This is a genomic window from Candidatus Mycobacterium methanotrophicum (assembly GCF_023515995.1).
Classification (GTDB): Bacteria; Actinomycetota; Actinomycetes; order Mycobacteriales; family Mycobacteriaceae; genus Mycobacterium; species Mycobacterium methanotrophicum.
Genome location: NZ_CP097320.1, coordinates 2115342 through 2131955, shown reverse-complemented (window position 1 = coordinate 2131955; position 16614 = coordinate 2115342). Strand labels below are relative to the sequence as shown.

Here is a 16614-nt window from a genome sequence, read left to right as displayed (position 1 = left end):
AGTGTCCCTAATTCAGCCGAAGTTCGCCGGTGGCGCGCTGCTGATCGGATTGATGTTTGAGCACCACGCCCAGCGTGGCGGCGATGGTCGCGTCGTCGATGGTGTCCAGGCCAAGGGCGAGCACCGTGCGTCCCCAGTCGATGGTTTCGGCCACCGACGGCAGCTTTTTGAGCTGCATTCCACGTAGCACCGCGACAATGCGCACCAATTCGTCGGCGATGTGGCCGGGCAGTTCGGGCACGCGGGACAGCAGGATGCGGCGTTCCAAATCGGGGCTAGGGAAGTCGATGTGCAAAAACAGGCAACGCCGTTTGAGCGCCTCCGAGAGCTCGCGGGTCGCGTTGGAAGTCAGCACCACGAACGGCGCCCGCTCGGCGGTGATGGTGCCCAATTCGGGCACCTTCACAGCGAAGTCGGAGAGCACTTCCAGCAGCAGGCCCTCGATTTCGATGTCGGCTTTGTCGGTTTCGTCGATCAGCAACACGGTGGGCTCGGTGCGCCGGATCGCGGTCAGCAGGGGCCGCGACAGCAGGAATTCCTCGGTGAATACATCGGTCTTGGTCTGGTCCCAGTCTGCGGAACCGGACTGGATGCGCAGAATCTGCTTGGCGTGGTTCCACTCGTAGAGCGCGCGGGCCTCGTCGACGCCTTCGTAGCACTGCAGGCGGACCAGACCGCACCCGGTGGCCTGCGCGACGGCACGGGCCAGTTCGGTCTTGCCGACCCCGGCGGGTCCTTCCACCAGCAGCGGCTTGCCCAGCCGGTCGGCGAGGAAAACAGCGGTCGCGGTCGCGGTATCAGGCAGGTAGCCGGTTTCGGCCAGCCGTCGGCCGACATCTTCGATATCGGCGAATAGCGGAACGGGCCGCGCGGGCACACTCACTTCTGCGTACTCCTAAGCAATTCAGGCCGGCCGGGTCTGACCCTCTCCCCACACGATCCACTTGGTCGAGGTCAATTCCGGCAGTCCCATCGGGCCGCGGGCGTGCAGCTTTTGGGTGGAGATGCCGATCTCGGCGCCGAACCCAAACTGTTCGCCGTCGGTAAAGCTTGTCGACGCGTTGACCATCACCGCGGCCGCATCCACCGCTTCGGTAAACCGTTGGGCGGCAGCCATATTGGTGGTTACGATAGCTTCAGTGTGGCCGGTGCCGTATTCGTTGATGTGCGTAATCGCCTCGTCGACACCGTCGACGACCGCGACCGCGATCTCCATTGCCAAGTATTCGCGGCGCAAGTGGGCGTCGTCGGGGTCGAGATGCACCGTCACGCCGGCGTCTTGGAGTGCTGAGATCAGTCGCGGCAGGGCCTGTCCGGCGATCCCGGCGTCGACCAGCAGCGTCTCAGCGGCGTTGCAGACGCTGGGGCGACGGGTCTTGGAGTTGAGCAGGATCCGTTCAGCCACGTCGAGGTCGGCGGCATCGTGCACATAGACGTGGCAATTGCCGACACCGGTCTCGATGGTCGGCACTTGCGCGTCACGGACCACCGCGTCGATCAGGCCCGCTCCCCCGCGCGGGATCACCACGTCGACCAAGCCCCGCGCCTGGATCAGGTGGGTGACGGTAGAGCGGTCGGCGGCCGAGACCAGCTGGACGGCATCGGCGGGCAAATCTTCGCTGACCAGCGCCGAGCGCAGCACCGAGACCAGCGCCTCGTTGCAATGGGCTGCGGATGCGCTACCGCGCAGCAGCGCCGCGTTGCCGGACTTGAGCGTCAAACCGAACGCATCGACGGTGACATTGGGCCGGCCCTCATAAACCATCCCGACCACGCCCAGCGGCACCCGTTGCTGGCGCAGCGCAAGCCCATTGGGCAGGGTGTAGCCGCGCAGCACCTCGCCGACCGGATCGGGCAGTCCTGCGACCTGCCGCAGCCCGGCGGCGATTCCGTTGATGCGCTTCGGGTCCAGCGCCAATCGGTCGATCATCGCGGTCGGCGCCTCGGCAGCCCGCGCCGCCGCCAAATCTTCGGCGTTAGCCGCCAGGATCCGGTCGGTGTCGGCGACGATGGCCTCCGCGGTGGCACACAGTGCCTGGTCCTTGGCGACCGTCGGCAATGAGGCCAGCACGCGGGCGGCGACCCGTGCCCGGCGCGCGGCCTGATGTACCTGTAGGCGCAAGTCGGGAGCATGCACACTCATCGACCCAGGGTATCGAGCTTGCAACGGACCGGTTGACACGGCCCTATTCCACCCTCAAATGAACGCCCGGCAGCCAGGGATTCGCTCGGCTCGCAGGCCACCGGATTCGCTACAGCGCGGCTGAAACCTCTTTGAGCGTCGCTGTTCCGGCGTTGGCGGCAACGATGCGCGGCTGGCCTTTCATCCAATAGGTGTTGGCCAGCACCAGCGTAAGCCACCAGTTCCCGCTCTCCCAGGTATCCGGTATCGATCATGGTTCCGCTCTGGCCGCGCTCGGAAGCGCGGCCAGCTGCTGTCTCGACGGGCTGGACCAGTGTCGTGCCGTGCCACCTGATCGCTTGGTCGACGATGTCGGGCGGGATTCCTGCCGCTTCGGCCCCGCGCTGGTATTTTTTGGGGTCCTCCAGGAACAATCGCGAGTCAGAACGCATTAACTTGTCCGGACCGGCCAGGATATTGGTGCCCAGCGCGGGGCCCTTTTTCACGCTGTAGACCAGGTCGCCCCGAGTGTCGAGCAGCATGGCGTCCCGATATTCGAAGCGGGTTGCGATCTCTCGAAAGTAGTTGTCAAAGCGCGCATTCGCGGCCGACCATGCGCTGCCGTCACCGGCGTCGTCGGGCGGGGCTGAGGCGCCGAACGACGGAACGGTGTAGTGGAGTTGAAGATACGCATCCGCCAGTTGGTCGAAGCCGGCGGTGAACGCCTGCACGGCCTCGATGGCGGCTGACCCCCTGCTGTACACGATCAGAGAATTCGTCAGATCGGCGAACAACATCTCCAATGCACGCTTCTGTCCCTCACGCAGCTCGACCATCCGTTCGGAGACGGCAGGCAACAGGGCGCGACGACCGGATATGTACTCGATGACGCAGATCACCGCCAACGACGCGAGGCTGGAAACCAGCAGCATCACCATGATCTTGGACTGAATGCTGAACCGCGCCAGCGCCCGCTGGTGTCGGCTACCGTTGCCGGCCGAGACCGCTTGGTCTTGCCCTACCGGATCAGTTGAGCGCCGCGGCGTCAATCGGATTCCCTTCCGCTGTCTGGGAAAGGCCCAGATCTCGCAGCAGCGTAACGCGAAGAATCTGCTGAAACCGGATTTGCCGAAAACCGTTACCAACGCAAAGTTGTCAAACCGGGCGGAACTCCATACCGTCGGCGGAATGGCACGCGTATGCGTGGTGGGCAGCGTGAATATGGACGTCGGGTTCGAGGTCGACACATTGCCGCACCCGGGCGAGACGGTGCTGGCGGCATCGGTCCGATCGACACCCGGCGGCAAGGGCGCCAATCAGGCGGTGGCCGCTGCACGTGCCGGTGCGCGCGTGCAGTTCGTCGGAGCCGTCGGTGACGACCCGGCGGCGGCAGCGCTGCGCGAGCACCTGAGCGCGAACGGCGTGGGCACCGAGGGGCTCATCACCGTGCCCGGTCCCAGCGGCAGTGCCGTCGTCGTGGTCGACTCTGCCGGCGAGAACCTCATCGTCGTCGCGCCGGGCGCCAATGGCCGCCTGACGCTGGACTCCGCCGCCTCACGCGGGCTCATCGCCGACTGCGACGTGCTGCTGCTGCAGTTGGAGATCCCGGTTGCCGCGGCGATAGCCGCTGCCCGCCAGGCGCATTCGGCCGGCGCCACCGTGATCGTCAACGCCTCACCGTCTGGCGGCGATCCAGCCGAGTTGGCCAAGCTGGCCGAGGCGACGGATGTCGTGGTGGTCAACAAAGCCGAAGCGGCGCAATGGGTTTGGCCGGTCGCGCATCGGGTGATCACCCGCGGGAGCCGCGGTGCCGGTTATGCCGGCAACGATCAGGAGCTCACCATTACGCCGCCGGCCGTGCAGCCCGTCGACACTTCCGGCACCGGTGACGTGTTCGCCGGGGTGTTGGCTGCGAGTTGGGCCGACGGCTACGACCGCGCGTTGCGCCGGGCCTGCGCCGCCGGTGCACTGGCGACGCTGGTGCCCGGCGCCGGGGACTGCGCGCCGTATGCCGAGGCGATCGACGACGCGACTCTGCCGGACTGATCAAATACCAGAACCGGATGGATCGCGCCGCAAAGGAGAGACGCAATGCCGCCAACAGACAATGGCAGCCCACGCCCGCCCGAGGGTGACTGGCTGGGAACGCCTTTTCTGACGTTTCGGCGCGACGGGCCATTCGCGATCGTGACGCTGGGCCGCCCGGAAGCCCGTAACGCGATGACACCGGCGATAACGGGTTGTGCCGCCGAGGATATCGGCGCGGTACTGGTACGACCCGCGTTGATAGGCGTCCCAATCGTCCACCAGCGGACTGCCATTCCGTTGTTATTCGGGCGCGACGACTTCCACGGAGACCGCCAAGGAGTCGGCAGTGCGATAAGCGGCGGACCAATCGGCATTCGTGACGGCCCTGGCGAGATCCTCCACTAGCGGGCTGTGCGCCCCTAGTTCGGCCAGCCACGCGGACACCGTGGTGGCGATCTGATCTCCTGGCACGCAGACTGTTCGCCCATCATGCAGGCGATCAGTCACCCGGTAGATAGTCTGTCCCCGTCTGTGCGCGACTTCGTCGCGGCGCGTTGCTCGCGCGGCCACCAGGTGCTTCAACCATTGACCGTGGGCCGCGGATTCGGGGACGCTGTGCCTCGCCGGCCGGATCGGTGCGCGCGCCGGCCGGATCAGGAACACCGTCCCCCCGTCGGCTCCGGCCACCGACTTGGCCTCGACGCAGACCGGCTCCCCGCTGGAAAGCTCGATGTCCACCATGCGGACCTGCCCCGGCCGCAGGTCGGCCGCGATCTGTCGCAGCTTCGCGTGATCGCTCGGGTCCAGCAGATCGACCGCGAGTTGGTTGCTCAGCAACGTGTCCGCACCCACTGCGGCGACCGCGACCTCAGGCTGGGGCGGGATGTCCTCGAAGGCGTTCACCAACCGCTCCTGGGAGGCTCGGGAACCAACGACCAGCCGATGTTCGACGTCGTGGACGGCCCGATTGATGAAGGGCACAACCAGCGGGTTCACCTCGGGCGCCTCGACGGTCAGGTCAAGTATTCCTTCGAATCGCCCCGTGGCCGGGTGGAAGATCGGATGCCCGTAACAGCTCAGGCTCTTGAACTGCTCAGCGTAGTGTTCGGCACCGTTCACCATGATGGACTGCCGCACTTCGGCGGGTGTGCCTAATCCGCTGGTGCCTACGACGTCTTCGCTGAATTGCGAGCCGTCGAGGAAACCCAACCGGTCCATTCGCCGTCGAACCTGGGAGCCGTCGACGACCCGCCGCACTAACCGGCAGTCACGGTCAGTGAGGAGAACGCTCACGCCCGTTCCGGCGATCTCGTCGGCCATTTCGTCGAGGACCGGACGGGCGGACCGCAGCAGCGGGGAGTCGTTTTCGAAGTCGGCTGGTTCTGGATTTAACGGCGCGTCCGGTTTGAGGCCGCTGAGCATCGACCGTCGCCACGACAGCGCAATCTCGGGGCGCATACCCTCGGGTTTCGAAGGCCCGGTCATCGCAAATCGCCGCCCTTCCCGTCGGGGGATCGAAACTTTGAGTTTACCGCTACTTGACTCCGAAATCCGCTTGCCGGCGATCCCAGGGGCGGCCTCCCACCGGGTCACGGTTGCGGGTGGTGTGAGGAGTTGATGGGCGGTGTTGGCTGAATCCCATGACGGGGAGCAGATCGTTGCCAGGGTCGCTACCCGGGATATCGGCAAGGCCGAAGTGGTGCGCTGCGACACAGGTGGGCGAGACACTGGTTCTGTTCACAGACCTGCTTGGTGACGACGAAAAGCCCAGACGAACCGGCGAACAGCTCTGGACGGAACTACCGTCGGACCCGCGAAATTCCGGACAGGCGGCCGCCACTTGCGACTCGCGCCGCGACTAGCGGACTGCACGAAGGCTAGGCGGCAGATTGAGACCGATTTCGCCGAAACAACATCCGCGGTCCCCCGACCGCGCTGCTGGTCGAAGTGGGTCGGATCATGTTTCGACAATGCCGCCGCGGAGGCGTTCTTCTCCTCGCTGGAATGGGAAGTGCTGTCCCGCAATAGTTTCCGTGCTACTATACATGCGCAGGCTGTGGTCATCGACTGTTGCTACACCTTCTACAATCACCAACGCCGGCACAGTGCCGCCGACGGGCTATCGCCGGTCAACTACGAGATCCGGGAATCCAAGACCAAGCCGGAAGCGGCATAGGAAACCCTCCACGCTTTCGGGGGAACCACACTCGATGACTTTGATCGACTGCGTGCGGCGGCCGCGGCGGGCGACATCGAGGTTGCCGCCGATCCCGCCTGATGCGGTCGGTGAACCGGGCCTCGGGCGTTTTACCAGCGACTAGTCTTCGGGAACCTCGCGCTCGATCTCGTCGAGCCAGGCCTGCGCCGACATGTCCGACGGGGCGCGCCAGTCCCCGCGCGGCGACAGCGCGCCGCCGTGCGACACCTTGGGCCCGTTGGGCAGCGCTGAGCGCTTGAACTGGCTGAACGAGTAGAACCGCTGCACGAAGACTCCCGACCAGTGCCGAATCTCCTTGAGCGAGTAGGACGGTCGCTTGTTCTCCGGAAACCCGGGCGGCCAATTGCCGCGGTCGGGATCACTCCAGGCGTGCCACGCCAAGAACGCGATCTTCGACGGACGGAAACCGTAACGCAGTACCTGAAACAGTGAAAAATCTTGCAGCGCAAAAGGTCCGACCTTGGCCTCGCTGCTCTGCAGCTCTTCCTCTTCGCCGCTGGGCACCAATTCAGGAGTGATTTCGGTGTCGAGCACCGACTGCAGCACCTCGCCTACCTCCGATTCGAACTGGCCGGAGGAGATGACCCAGCGAACCAGGTGCTGTATCAGGGTTTTCGGCACGCCGGCATTGACGTTGTAGTGCGACATCTGGTCGCCGACACCGTAGGTCGACCAGCCCAGACCCAGCTCGGAAAGATCGCCCGTGCCTAGCACGATTCCACCGCGCTGGTTGGCCAGCCGGAACAGATAGTCGGTGCGCAGGCCGGCCTGAACGTTTTCGAAAGTGACGTCGTAGACCTTTTCGCCGCGGGAGAACGGGTGATCGATCTCGTTGAGCATCAGCTTCGCGGTCTCGGTGATGTCGATTTCGGAGAAGGTGACACCGAGTGCCCGGCACAGCTCGACCGCATTGCGTTTGGTGCGCTCTCCGGTCGCGAAGCCTGGCAGTGTGAACGCCAGAATGTCGCTGCGCGGCCGTTCTTCTCGGTCCATCGCGCGCGCGGCGACGATCAACGCGTGGGTCGAGTCCAAGCCGCCGGAAATGCCTATCACGATCTTGGGATAGTCCAATGCCCGCATCCGCTGTTCGAGCCCGGCGACCTGAATGTTGTAAGCCTCGTAGCAGTCTTGCTGCAGCCGACTCGGATCGGCCGGCACGAACGGAAACCGTTCGATCTCGCGCCGCAGTCCGATGTCGCCGGACGGTGGATCGAGGCGAAACTCGATGCGCCGGAACGACTCCGCCAGTGCGCGGTGGTGGCGCCGGTTGTCGTCGAAGGTCCCCATCCGCAGCCGCTCGGAGCGGATCAGCTCGGTGTCGACGTCGGCGATGCTGCGCCGTTCTCCTTTGGGGAAGCGCTCGGATTGGGCCAGCAGTGCACCGTTCTCCCAGATCATCGTCTGGCCGTCCCAAGCCAGGTCGGTCGTCGATTCGCCCGGCCCCGCAGCGGCGTAGACGTAGGCCGCCAGGCAACGCGACGATGCCGAGCGGGCTAGCAAGCAGCGATCTTCGGCGCGACCGATCGTGATCGGGCTGCCGGACAGGTTAGCCAGCACCGTCGCGCCCGCCAGCGCCGCTTCAGCGCTGGGCGGGACCGGAACGAACATGTCCTCGCAGATTTCGGCGTGCAGCACGAAGTTGGGCCGGTCGGATGCGGCGAACAACAGGTCCGGGCCAAACGGCGCTTGCATGCCGGCGATTCGGATCGTGCCGTGTTCGTCGTCGCCCGGCGCGATTTGGCGGCGCTCATAGAACTCCCGGTACGTGGGCAAGTAGGACTTGGGCGCCACGCCTAGCACAACACCACGATGGATGACCACCGCCGTGTTGTAGATGCGGTGCCCATAGCGCAGCGGGGCACCGATTACCAGCAGCGGCAGCAGGTCGCTAGAAGCCGTGACGACATCCAGGACGGCATCCTCGACCGCGTCGAGCAACACGTCTTGCAGCAGGATGTCCTCGATGGAATACCCGGACAGCGTCAGTTCCGGGAAAACGGCGAGAGCTACGCCGTCGTCGTGGCACTGGCGAGCCAGCCGCAGAACCGACGCGGCATTGGCCGCCGGGTCGCCGATCGCGGAATGGTGGGTGCACGCCGCGACACGGACAAATCCCTGGTGGTAGGCGTTATAAAAGTCCATTGCCTTCCATTGTCGCCCAGCCGGTGTCACTACCCGATTATCGGGGTCGCCGTCCGCCGTCTACCCGCCAACGGCAAGTCGCGGCATTCGAGCGGGTCTTTCATGCGGAATACCGCGTTGCCGCCGCGACGCCCGGCGACATCGGTCGCCTGCCTAATGGTCGGCATGCCTGCCGAGGCGTTCGGCGGTAGGTTCGACGCCCATGGCAGAGCTCGCAAAACCATCTCGGCCGAGCCCGACAACTACGGCTGCGTATCGACGCCACTGGCGCTGGGCAAAAGCGATAGCCACCGCCTGACAGGCCATCCGCGCCGCGCTCACCTAACCGCAAAACAGGGCGCGACTGCTTCAGACATGGCGTGAAGCCCTGAGGTCAGCCGGCCGCGGCGGCGTTGGCAGCTTCGGTAGCCGCATACGATCCGGCGCTGGTCGCCAACGTGTTCACGAACTGCTCGTGGATCACCGCAGCCTGCGCGGCCACCGCCTGGTAGCGCTGCGCGTGGGCGGCAAACTGCGCCGCGGTCAACGCCGACACCTCGTCGGCTGCGGCGGGAACCACCCCGGTGGTCGGGGCCGCCGCGGCGGCGTTTTGAGCGCTGAACCCCGCGCCGATTCCGCCCAGGGTATTGGCCGCCGCGCTCAGGAATTCAGGCTGCGTGGTCACGAATGACATGCGCGTGTCTCCTCTAAATAACGGTGTGCCAACATCTTCGAGCAGCGCCGCCACCCGGGCAATCGTGGGTGGGTTATCTGGCAGTTGCTTGGGAGAGGACTCTAAGCCGGCCGCGCCGGGACGGGCGTATGCCGTCGCGATCGCGCCGGCCCGCTCTCCGTATGACGGGGCTGCCGCTTGGTGGCCGGGTAAATCGCGAAAACCGGCTGCGGCGTGCCGAAACACCCGGAAATCGGATCCCGTGCCAGCCGTCGGCCCAGACACGAACATCCCGTTCCCGGGTAAGAATCTCACCGCGAATAAACGCCGGAGCCCTTCACCATGAGCACCGGCCATGCGCCGTGGGCGCCCTTCTGCCAAGTCGCGCTGCGATCGTTCGTCGGCGGTGTTGTCGGGCAGGCATTTGAGGTCGGGCTTTGGTGACACGTGGCGAGAGCGCAAAGATTTTTCATGGCGCGATTTTTATTCGCCGACACCGGTCGTTCGCCGGCCGTCTCCGGTCTGCCGGCAGGTCCAGGTTTTGGACTTTCGCGAGGTAACCGGGCTGATTCGGCGCCGTACTTGCCGAACCGCCAGAGGTCAGCCGCCGTCCGTGGCGAGCGATAACGGCGCAGAACCCGACGATGCCGACCGCCGCGTGTTGCGGCAAAGCTGGCTAATCTTCTGACTGCAAGCGGATCCAGGCAGCTGCCAGCCAACTCGTACTCAATTGCCAGCAGCTGCCGGACAGGGCTGAATGTCGTCGAAGTTCAGCGCTGTCGGTGACGCCAAGCGCGGGCGGGCGGTGTGGACCACATAGCTGGAGCGAGGGAAGCCGATGTTGGATTTCGGGGCATTACCGCCGGAGATCAATTCCGGCAGAATTTACTCCGGACCCGGGTCGGCGCCACTGCTGGCCGCGGCAACTGCCTGGGATGGGTTGGCCAGCGAGTTGCATTCCACGGCGGCATCTTACGGGTCCACAATCTCCGAGCTGGCGAGCTCAGGATGGCAGGGCCCCTCGTCAGCGTCGATGACGGCCGCGGCGGCACCCTACACAGAGTGGCTGAGCGGCACCGCCGCTCAAGCCGAGCAGACGGCATCCCACGCCCAGGCGGCTGCGGGCGCCTATGAGGCCGCCTTCGCTGCCAGCGTGCCGCCGCCGCTGATCGCGGCCAATCGGGCGCAACTGGCGGCGCTCGTCGCGACCAACCTGCTGGGCCAGAACACTCCAGCGATTGCAGCCAACGAGGCAACGTACTCCGAGTTTTGGGCACAGGATGCTGCCGCGATGTACGGCTACGCCGGCTCGTCGGCCACCGCATCTCAGCTGACCTCGTTCACCACACCGCCGACGACCACCAACGACAGCGGGCAGGCCACCCAGTCGGCCGCCGCCGCAAACTCGGCCGCGGATTCGACCGGCTCCCATCTGGAATCGTTCCTGACCGAGCTGAACACCGAGCTCACGCAGTGGGGCACCCAGATCACGAACGGTTCGACCCAGCTGTCCACCCTCGAGACACAGCTCGTCAACCAGCTGGGGACGACCGTCACGCTGCCAACATCGCTCTCGTCGGGGATCAAGGACATCGAGCAGGCCATGACGAGCTTGACCGGCACCATCAACGCCTACGCCGCCGGGCCGTGGACCCCTATCGGAATCGCGGGCTTGTTCAAGAGCTGGTGGCAGGCCAGCATCAGTATTCCGAACCTGGGCGTCGGCATCCAAGGCATCGGGCCCTTGATCAACCCCAAACCCATCGTCGGGGCGTTGTCCCCACTACTGCACAGCGGGCTGCTGGGCGGCTCGTACGCTGCCGGGGCGAATCAGGCGACGGCGTCGGCCGCGGCGGGCCGTGCCGGCACGATCGGGTCGCTGTCGGTACCGGCGAACTGGGCGTCGGCCGTCCCTGCGGTCCGGACGGTTGCGACCGAGATGAACGCGAGCGCGGTAGACGCTGCTCCGGAGATGACTGCGATCGCTCAGAACGGGACGTTCGGCGAGACGGCCCTGTCGAGTCTGGCCGGACGCGCCATTGGCGGGACCGCCACCCGCGCCGTCGCCCGGCAGGCCTACCGCGTGCCCGGCGCTGTGGCGGCCGACGAAATCGCCGCCACCGCCACCATCATCGTGATACCGCCGAGCTCGGAATAACTCGGAATAACGAGGGTCGCGGCAATGGTTTTCGATTTCGCAGCGCAGCCACCGGAGGTCATCTCCGGCAAAATCTACTCGGGCCCAGGCGCGGAGGCGTTGCAGGCCGCTGCGACGGCCTGGGACGGGCTCGCCGGCGAGTTGCAGTCCGCTGCGTCCTCGTACCAATCGGTGATCTCTGGGCTGACCAGCGGCTCGTGGGAGGGTCCGTCATCGGCGTCCATGGCGGCTGCAGCGGCACCGTATGTGACGTGGATATCGACCACGGCTGCCCAGGCCGAGCAGACCGCCGGCCAGGCCCGGGCCGCAGCCAGCGCCTACGAGGCCGCGCTCGCGGCCACCGTGCCGCCGGCGGAGATCGCGGCAAACCGCAGCCAGCTGGCATCGTTGTCGCAGACCAACATCTTTGGGCAAAACACTTCGGCGATCGCGGCCACCGAAGCCGAGTACGGTCAGATGTGGGCCCAAGATGCCGCCACGATGTTCGGTTACGCCGCCTCGTCGGCGGCTGCCACGCAGCTGACCAAGTTCTGCGAACCGCCGAGGACCACCAACGGCAGTGGCGAGACCACTCAGTCGGCCGCGGTGGCGGCCGCAAGCACGACGTCGACATCCTCCGATGCGGAAACGATCGCCCAACAGTTACAGGCCGGCTTCAGCACGTTTTCGACCGACATCATTGGACTCGACACGCACTCCTTTGCCGGCGTGACAAACACGCTCCCGACGGGTTCGGATCTGTCGACGCTGTGGTCGGATTTGTACTCGTTGATGTCGGGAGTCGGCGGTCAGGCCACCTGGACCAATGTTGTCAATAGCACTGCCAGCCTGGGCATTTCGCAGTGGAAGAACTTTTCTGTTTATCAGCCGTGGAGCCACGGGATACCGTTAGGGGCGCTCAACGGCGGGCTGGCGTCGCCGGGGCATGTCGCCCCTGGCCTCGGCGCCAGGGCGGCGTCGGCGGTTCTGGGCAGCGCGCAGACGGTGGGCACGTTGTCGGCGCCACCCAGCTGGGCCGGCGCGACCCCGGCGATCAAACTTGCCTCCACCGCGTTGCCGGGCACCAGTTTCGCTGCGGCTCCTGCGACTGATATCCCGTTGGGCGTGCTCAACCAGGGAACGCTGGGCAGTTTGACGGGAGGCGCCCTGGGCAGCCCGGCCGCCCGCGTCGTCAGCTCAACTGGCGTCCGGGCCCGAATAACCCGAGGCCAGCGCAGCAAAGCGCCGGTCAAGCTTGACAAGGTCATCGCGCAACTACAGCAGCAGCCTGAAGCCGTGCAGCACTGGACCGTCGATCAGGCCGGGCTCGACGATCTGGTCGCGAGGCTGTCGACAAAACCCGGCATCCACGCGGTACACGTATGCGCCGACGAGAAAGCCCCGGCCACCGCGGCAAAGCGCGAATCCCAGCTGGGGTAGTGCATCAACCAAACGTCAGGACGAACACCCTGCAAGAAAGGCAAGGATTGATGAAACTGCTGTTAGCCCTGCTCGGCGTATCGACGGGGATCATCCTCGCGGTGCCGGCGCACGCCGGCCCCGGCACCGATGAGCCGCCCGGCAGTGACAATAATGGCGTTTTCCTGGCCGACCTGCAGAAAGTAGGGATCAGCTACGGCGACCCGAACCAGGCCATCAGTGCTGGCCAAGCGGTATGCGGACTAGTCAACCGCGGCATGTCCGGACTTCACCTTCTCAAGCACCTCCGAGAAAGCAACCCCGCACTCACCGAAAGCGGCGCTGCTCAGTTCGCGACGATCTCGGCGAAATCGTACTGCCCGCGACAACTCGAGGAGGCCGAAGAACCTGGCGGCAAAGGCGGCGACACAGCTGGCGAGTGAGCCGCCAAATAGCTGGACGCAGCAAAGACATACATGCGGAATACCGCGTTTCGCCCTGCAGCCCCAAAATCACCGCGGTGTAACCACACGCGACCGAGTCCAGTCTGGCTGGCTATCGGGGTTCCGGCGTTGTTGACTAGCACGCTTGTGACCAGGTGATTTGATGGTCGGTGAGCAGGTCGAGGCCGCGGTCGCTGCTGAAGGCGGTGACGCGGCAGGCTTCGGCGACGTTTGTGGGCTCCGCGCAGTCGGCGCAAGTTAGGGCAGTGTTTCTGAGGCTGCCCATGACCTGGGGCGCGGTGCCGGCGCGTACGGTCGAGCGGTCCTCGTCCCAGGTCACCCCTCGCACCCAGCGCGCCTGCACCTCGATGCCCCAGTGCTGCCTGAGCCAGCGCGCGACCATGGCCGGCCGGGCATGCTCGAACGGCAGGCTGCAGATGGCGTACACGACCTCGGCGCTGCGCTGCCCGGTCGCGGTGAGCAGCCGTTCGCGGGTGATGCGGATGACCTGTTCGGCGTAGGGGAATCCGATTCCGCGGGCGGCGGTGAGTGTTTGCAGTGTTCTGGTCTCGACGCGCCCGCGGCCGCGGCTTCGTCGGTGGCGGTGGGCGGGACGTCGGTCCAGGGCAGCGCGGTGATGCGGGCCGGCAGGCCGGGTTGGTTGGCCTTCACGATCATCAGACAGCGCGACTTCAGCGTCGAGCAGACCAGCTTGGCGGCGGTTTGGGTGTGCATCGCATCCACGGTGGGCAACAGCCGCACAGTGCGGGGCAGGAACCCTGGGCTGGCTATCGCCTTGCGGCGAGCCACCCGGTGCAATCTGCAAACCGACCAACGTCAAGAGCTCGGCGCCGCAGTCCGGGCCGGCCTTCGGCAGGCGCGAGAACAGATAGAGAAGTTAGTTAGTGGCGGCGATCGTGCACACCGCTATTCGGATCAGTCACCGGCAGGCATGCCCGGCACGCCAATTCTGTTAAGCATCAAGAAGAACTATGAAGCCCCCAATTTCGCGCGGCCGACCTTACTCTCCCGAACAAACGCGGTAGCTTACGTGCCCGTCGGATGGCGACATTGCGCAGCTCAGCATACCGCTTGATGCGTTTGCTGGGCGTGCAGCGATCGGGGTGTGAAATACTAGTGAGTCTCCTGCGGTGAACGCGAGATAGCTCGTCGGTAAGGAGTATGGGCCCAAGCTGGGATGTCTTGTGATCACTATCGCCACCAAACTGGACGTTCGCCGAATGACCTTATGGTGTCGACGCGGAGCCAGCGGGTATCCCACCGTCATGACCGAAACCGCGGTTCTTGTGATCGACATGCTCAGCAGCTACGAGCATCCCGATGCCTGCCAATTAGCTCGGAATGTCCTGCGAATTATCGGACCGCTTGCCGACCTCGTCGAGCGCGCACGTCAATCCGACGACGTCGACTTGGTGTATGTCAACGACAACTATGGCAATTTCACCGCGGAGTTCTCCGACCTTGTCCGCTCGGCCCGTGGCGGCGCACGCCCCGATTTGGTGGATCCGAATCTTGCCGACCATGGGAAGCCGAGTGCTGACCAAGGTCCGCCACAGCACGTTCTATTCGACACCGCTGGCCTACCTTCTCAATCGTCTCGGGACCAAGCGGCTAATCCTGACCGGCCAGGTCACCGAGCAGTGCATCCTCTATACCGCGCTGGACGCCTACGTCCGCCACATTCCGGTCGTGATCCCGACCGACGCCGTAGCCCACATCGACGCCGAATTGAGCGACGCGGCGCTCACGATGATGAAGCAGAACATGTCCGCCGAATTGACGTCGGCGGCGGACTGTCTTGGCTAGATCCACTCGCCAAAGGAAGTGGAGCCTGGGCCGCGACGAGTGCAGGATGCACTCGCCAAGCACGGCAGCCGGAACGGCACCGGTGCCGTTCGGTGCGATAGACAACGACCGCGTGCACTTACCTGCACTGCGCCTTCAGGCCTGATTCAGTCAGGCATTCGGTGTCGCAGTGCTTGGCAGTGGCCTGCTCTTCGTTGCAGACGTCGCGGTGGCGCCGCTCGCGCGGATCAGCCGGCGCAAACCGGCCTTCGTCGTCTCGATTATCGGGTGCTTGGCGCAAGTCGCCCTGACGCCCAACACCAGGGGCCGGCTCCGGTTGCCCGTATTGTCGAATGGGTGACGGCCTCCGCGGAATCTCCGGAGCTAGTTGCGCTATTGGCCGGTCGCCGTGTCGCGGTGTTGACCGGCGCGGGGGTTTCCACCGACTCCGGTATCCCGGATTACCGAGGCCCCGATTCGCCGCCGAGCAATCCGATGACGATCCGGCAGCTCACCTCCGACCCGCTGTTTCGCCAGCGGTATTGGGCGCGCAATCACGTCGGCTGGCGACACATGGATGAAACGCTGCCCAACGCGGGGATCGGGCGGTGGCGACACTGGAGCGCGCGGGCATAGTGACCGGTGTCATCACCCAAAACGTTGACCTGTTGCACACCAAGGCCGGCAGCCGCAACGTCATCATCTGCGCGGCGCCTATGCGCAGGTGATCTGCCTGAACTGCGCTGAGTCGATGAGCCGCGCGGCGCTGGGCGAAAGACTCGACGCGCTCAACCCGGGATTCATCGAACGCGTCGGAGCTGCCGGTGGGCTGGCCGTTGCTCCGGACGCTCGCTGCTGGTGGCCGGATCGTCGTTGACGGTGTTCTCGGGCTACCGATTTGCGCGCCATGCCGCGGCGCGCGGCATTCCGGTCGCCATCGTCAACCGTGGACCCACCCGCGGCGACGAGTGGGCCACCGTCACGGTCGACGGCGGCTGCTCGGAATTTCTGACGCTGCTGGCCGAGGAGCTCGCCGCGGCGTCGGTTCGTTAGTCGAGTGTGGGCTCAGAAGATGCGTGCGGGTTGGGGCTTCGGCCCAAATCCAAGCGCTCCGGATGCTCGAAGACCTCGGTGTCCCAGTCGCCGGCGGGATAGAACATCACCACCTTCTCCGCCGCCCGAATGGCTTGGCCGCCGATTTCGAAATCCGTTGCCGCCGTGCAGCGCAAGGTCATCACCGGCGAAGCCCAGCGTTCGCCGATGTCGCCGACCGCGCCGAGCGGTGGTGGAGCGTGGCTTGGCGACACGATCCCGAGGGCGTCCGCGCCGAGATGACCGCCATCATCGCCAGCTACCGGCGTCATCAACCAGTGCTCGTCGCGCTCAACGAGATGGCCACCTACGACCCCTTGGTCGGAGCAACCGCAATCACCGGGCGATTGACCCGTGTCATCGAGGACGGCCAGACCGAAGGCTCAATTCGCGGCGCACTGCCGCCGGTGACCGCGGCCGCCGCGCTGACCTGGACGGTCGAGCGGGTCTGTCAACAGAACCTGCCGACCAATCCGCCCACATACGATGCCGAACTGGCCGACGCGATAACTCAAATCATCTGGGGTGCTTGTATCTGAAGTCGTGCGAGCAGAC

Annotated in this window: 9 protein-coding genes and 7 pseudogenes; 8 read left to right on the top strand and 8 right to left on the bottom strand. The window is 65.4% G+C overall.

Translation table 11 applies throughout. From position 1 onward, the window contains the following. Window positions 1-7 precede the first annotated feature (7 nt). The 3 genes and pseudogenes from M5I08_RS11285 to M5I08_RS11275 form a co-directional block, all read right to left on the bottom strand. Window positions 8-883: an AAA family ATPase gene (locus M5I08_RS11285; RefSeq protein WP_219068035.1), complete on the bottom strand. Its 876-nt coding sequence runs from the start codon at window positions 881-883 to the stop codon at window positions 8-10. A gap of 21 nt (window positions 884-904) precedes the next feature. Further along, window positions 905-2143 (bottom strand): glutamate-5-semialdehyde dehydrogenase, encoded by a 1239-nt coding sequence (locus M5I08_RS11280; protein ID WP_219068034.1) that lies wholly within the window; start codon window positions 2141-2143, stop codon window positions 905-907. Between the two features lie 206 nt (window positions 2144-2349). Then, a pseudogene (locus M5I08_RS11275) lies at window positions 2350-3171 on the bottom strand (hypothetical protein); the annotation flags it as partial. A 139-nt stretch (window positions 3172-3310) separates the two neighbouring features. Between M5I08_RS11275 and M5I08_RS11270 the strand changes: the two are divergent. Next, window positions 3311-4168: a ribokinase gene (locus tag M5I08_RS11270; protein ID WP_304502947.1), complete on the top strand. Its 858-nt coding sequence runs from the start codon at window positions 3311-3313 to the stop codon at window positions 4166-4168. A gap of 282 nt (window positions 4169-4450) precedes the next feature. Here the strand turns inward: M5I08_RS11270 and M5I08_RS11260 are convergent, their stop codons facing one another. Continuing rightward, window positions 4451-5635, bottom strand: a complete 1185-nt coding sequence (locus M5I08_RS11260) for an Rv2628 protein family (RefSeq protein WP_219068032.1) — start codon at window positions 5633-5635, stop codon at window positions 4451-4453. Between the two features lie 466 nt (window positions 5636-6101). Here M5I08_RS11260 and M5I08_RS11255 point away from each other — a divergent pair. Continuing rightward, window positions 6102-6326: pseudogene (locus M5I08_RS11255) on the top strand (integrase core domain-containing protein); the annotation flags it as partial. Between the two features lie 141 nt (window positions 6327-6467). Here the strand turns inward: M5I08_RS11255 and M5I08_RS11250 are convergent. Beyond that, window positions 6468-8510, bottom strand: a complete 2043-nt coding sequence (locus tag M5I08_RS11250) for an NAD(+) synthase (RefSeq protein WP_219068031.1) — start codon at window positions 8508-8510, stop codon at window positions 6468-6470. Window positions 8511-8883: 373 nt separating this feature from the next. Further along, the gene (locus M5I08_RS11245) at window positions 8884-9183 is read right to left on the bottom strand and encodes a PE family protein (RefSeq protein ID WP_219068030.1); all 300 of its coding nucleotides are present in this window, start codon (window positions 9181-9183) and stop codon (window positions 8884-8886) included. An 820-nt stretch (window positions 9184-10003) separates the two neighbouring features. Here M5I08_RS11245 and M5I08_RS11240 point away from each other — a divergent pair. The 3 genes from M5I08_RS11240 to M5I08_RS11230 are packed head-to-tail and all read left to right on the top strand — an operon-like array spanning window position 10004 to window position 13161. Continuing rightward, window positions 10004-11320 (top strand): PPE family protein, encoded by a 1317-nt coding sequence (locus M5I08_RS11240; protein WP_219068052.1) that lies wholly within the window; start codon window positions 10004-10006, stop codon window positions 11318-11320. A 24-nt stretch (window positions 11321-11344) separates the two neighbouring features. Then, window positions 11345-12739: a PPE family protein gene (locus M5I08_RS11235; RefSeq protein WP_219068029.1), complete on the top strand. Its 1395-nt coding sequence runs from the start codon at window positions 11345-11347 to the stop codon at window positions 12737-12739. Between the two features lie 50 nt (window positions 12740-12789). Next, a complete protein-coding gene (locus M5I08_RS11230; RefSeq protein WP_219068028.1) occupies window positions 12790-13161 on the top strand; it encodes a DUF732 domain-containing protein in 372 nt (123 codons plus the stop codon). 136 nt (window positions 13162-13297) lie between these two features. Here M5I08_RS11230 and M5I08_RS11225 read toward each other — a convergent pair. Further along, window positions 13298-13935: pseudogene (locus M5I08_RS11225) on the bottom strand (ISAs1 family transposase); the annotation flags it as partial. Window positions 13936-14447: 512 nt separating this feature from the next. Between M5I08_RS11225 and M5I08_RS11220 the strand changes: the two are divergent. Both M5I08_RS11220 and M5I08_RS11215 read left to right on the top strand, forming a co-directional pair. After that, window positions 14448-14988 (top strand): annotated as a pseudogene (locus M5I08_RS11220) (cysteine hydrolase family protein). 336 nt (window positions 14989-15324) lie between these two features. Then, window positions 15325-16020, top strand: a pseudogene (locus M5I08_RS11215) (Sir2 family NAD-dependent protein deacetylase). A gap of 23 nt (window positions 16021-16043) precedes the next feature. On the opposite strand, the pseudogene M5I08_RS11210 reads toward M5I08_RS11215, so the two are convergent. Next, window positions 16044-16220, bottom strand: a pseudogene (locus M5I08_RS11210) (cytochrome P450); the annotation flags it as partial. On the opposite strand from M5I08_RS11210, the pseudogene M5I08_RS11205 reads away from it, so the two are divergent. Then, window positions 16194-16598: pseudogene (locus M5I08_RS11205) on the top strand (TetR/AcrR family transcriptional regulator); the annotation flags it as partial. The pseudogenes M5I08_RS11210 and M5I08_RS11205 sit on opposite strands and share 27 nt — an antisense overlap. Window positions 16599-16614 lie beyond the last annotated feature (16 nt).

Coding starts and splice junctions, on each gene's coding strand:
- M5I08_RS11260 (WP_219068032.1), bottom strand. CDS start 5,635: ATGACCGGGCCTTCGAAACCCGAGGGTATGCGCCCCGAGATTGCGCTG.
- M5I08_RS11250 (WP_219068031.1), bottom strand. CDS start 8,510: ATGGACTTTTATAACGCCTACCACCAGGGATTTGTCCGTGTCGCGGCG.
- M5I08_RS11230 (WP_219068028.1), top strand. CDS start 12,790: ATGAAACTGCTGTTAGCCCTGCTCGGCGTATCGACGGGGATCATCCTC.
- M5I08_RS11235 (WP_219068029.1), top strand. CDS start 11,345: ATGGTTTTCGATTTCGCAGCGCAGCCACCGGAGGTCATCTCCGGCAAA.
- M5I08_RS11280 (WP_219068034.1), bottom strand. CDS start 2,143: ATGAGTGTGCATGCTCCCGACTTGCGCCTACAGGTACATCAGGCCGCG.
- M5I08_RS11270 (WP_304502947.1), top strand. CDS start 3,311: ATGGCACGCGTATGCGTGGTGGGCAGCGTGAATATGGACGTCGGGTTC.
- M5I08_RS11245 (WP_219068030.1), bottom strand. CDS start 9,183: ATGTCATTCGTGACCACGCAGCCTGAATTCCTGAGCGCGGCGGCCAAT.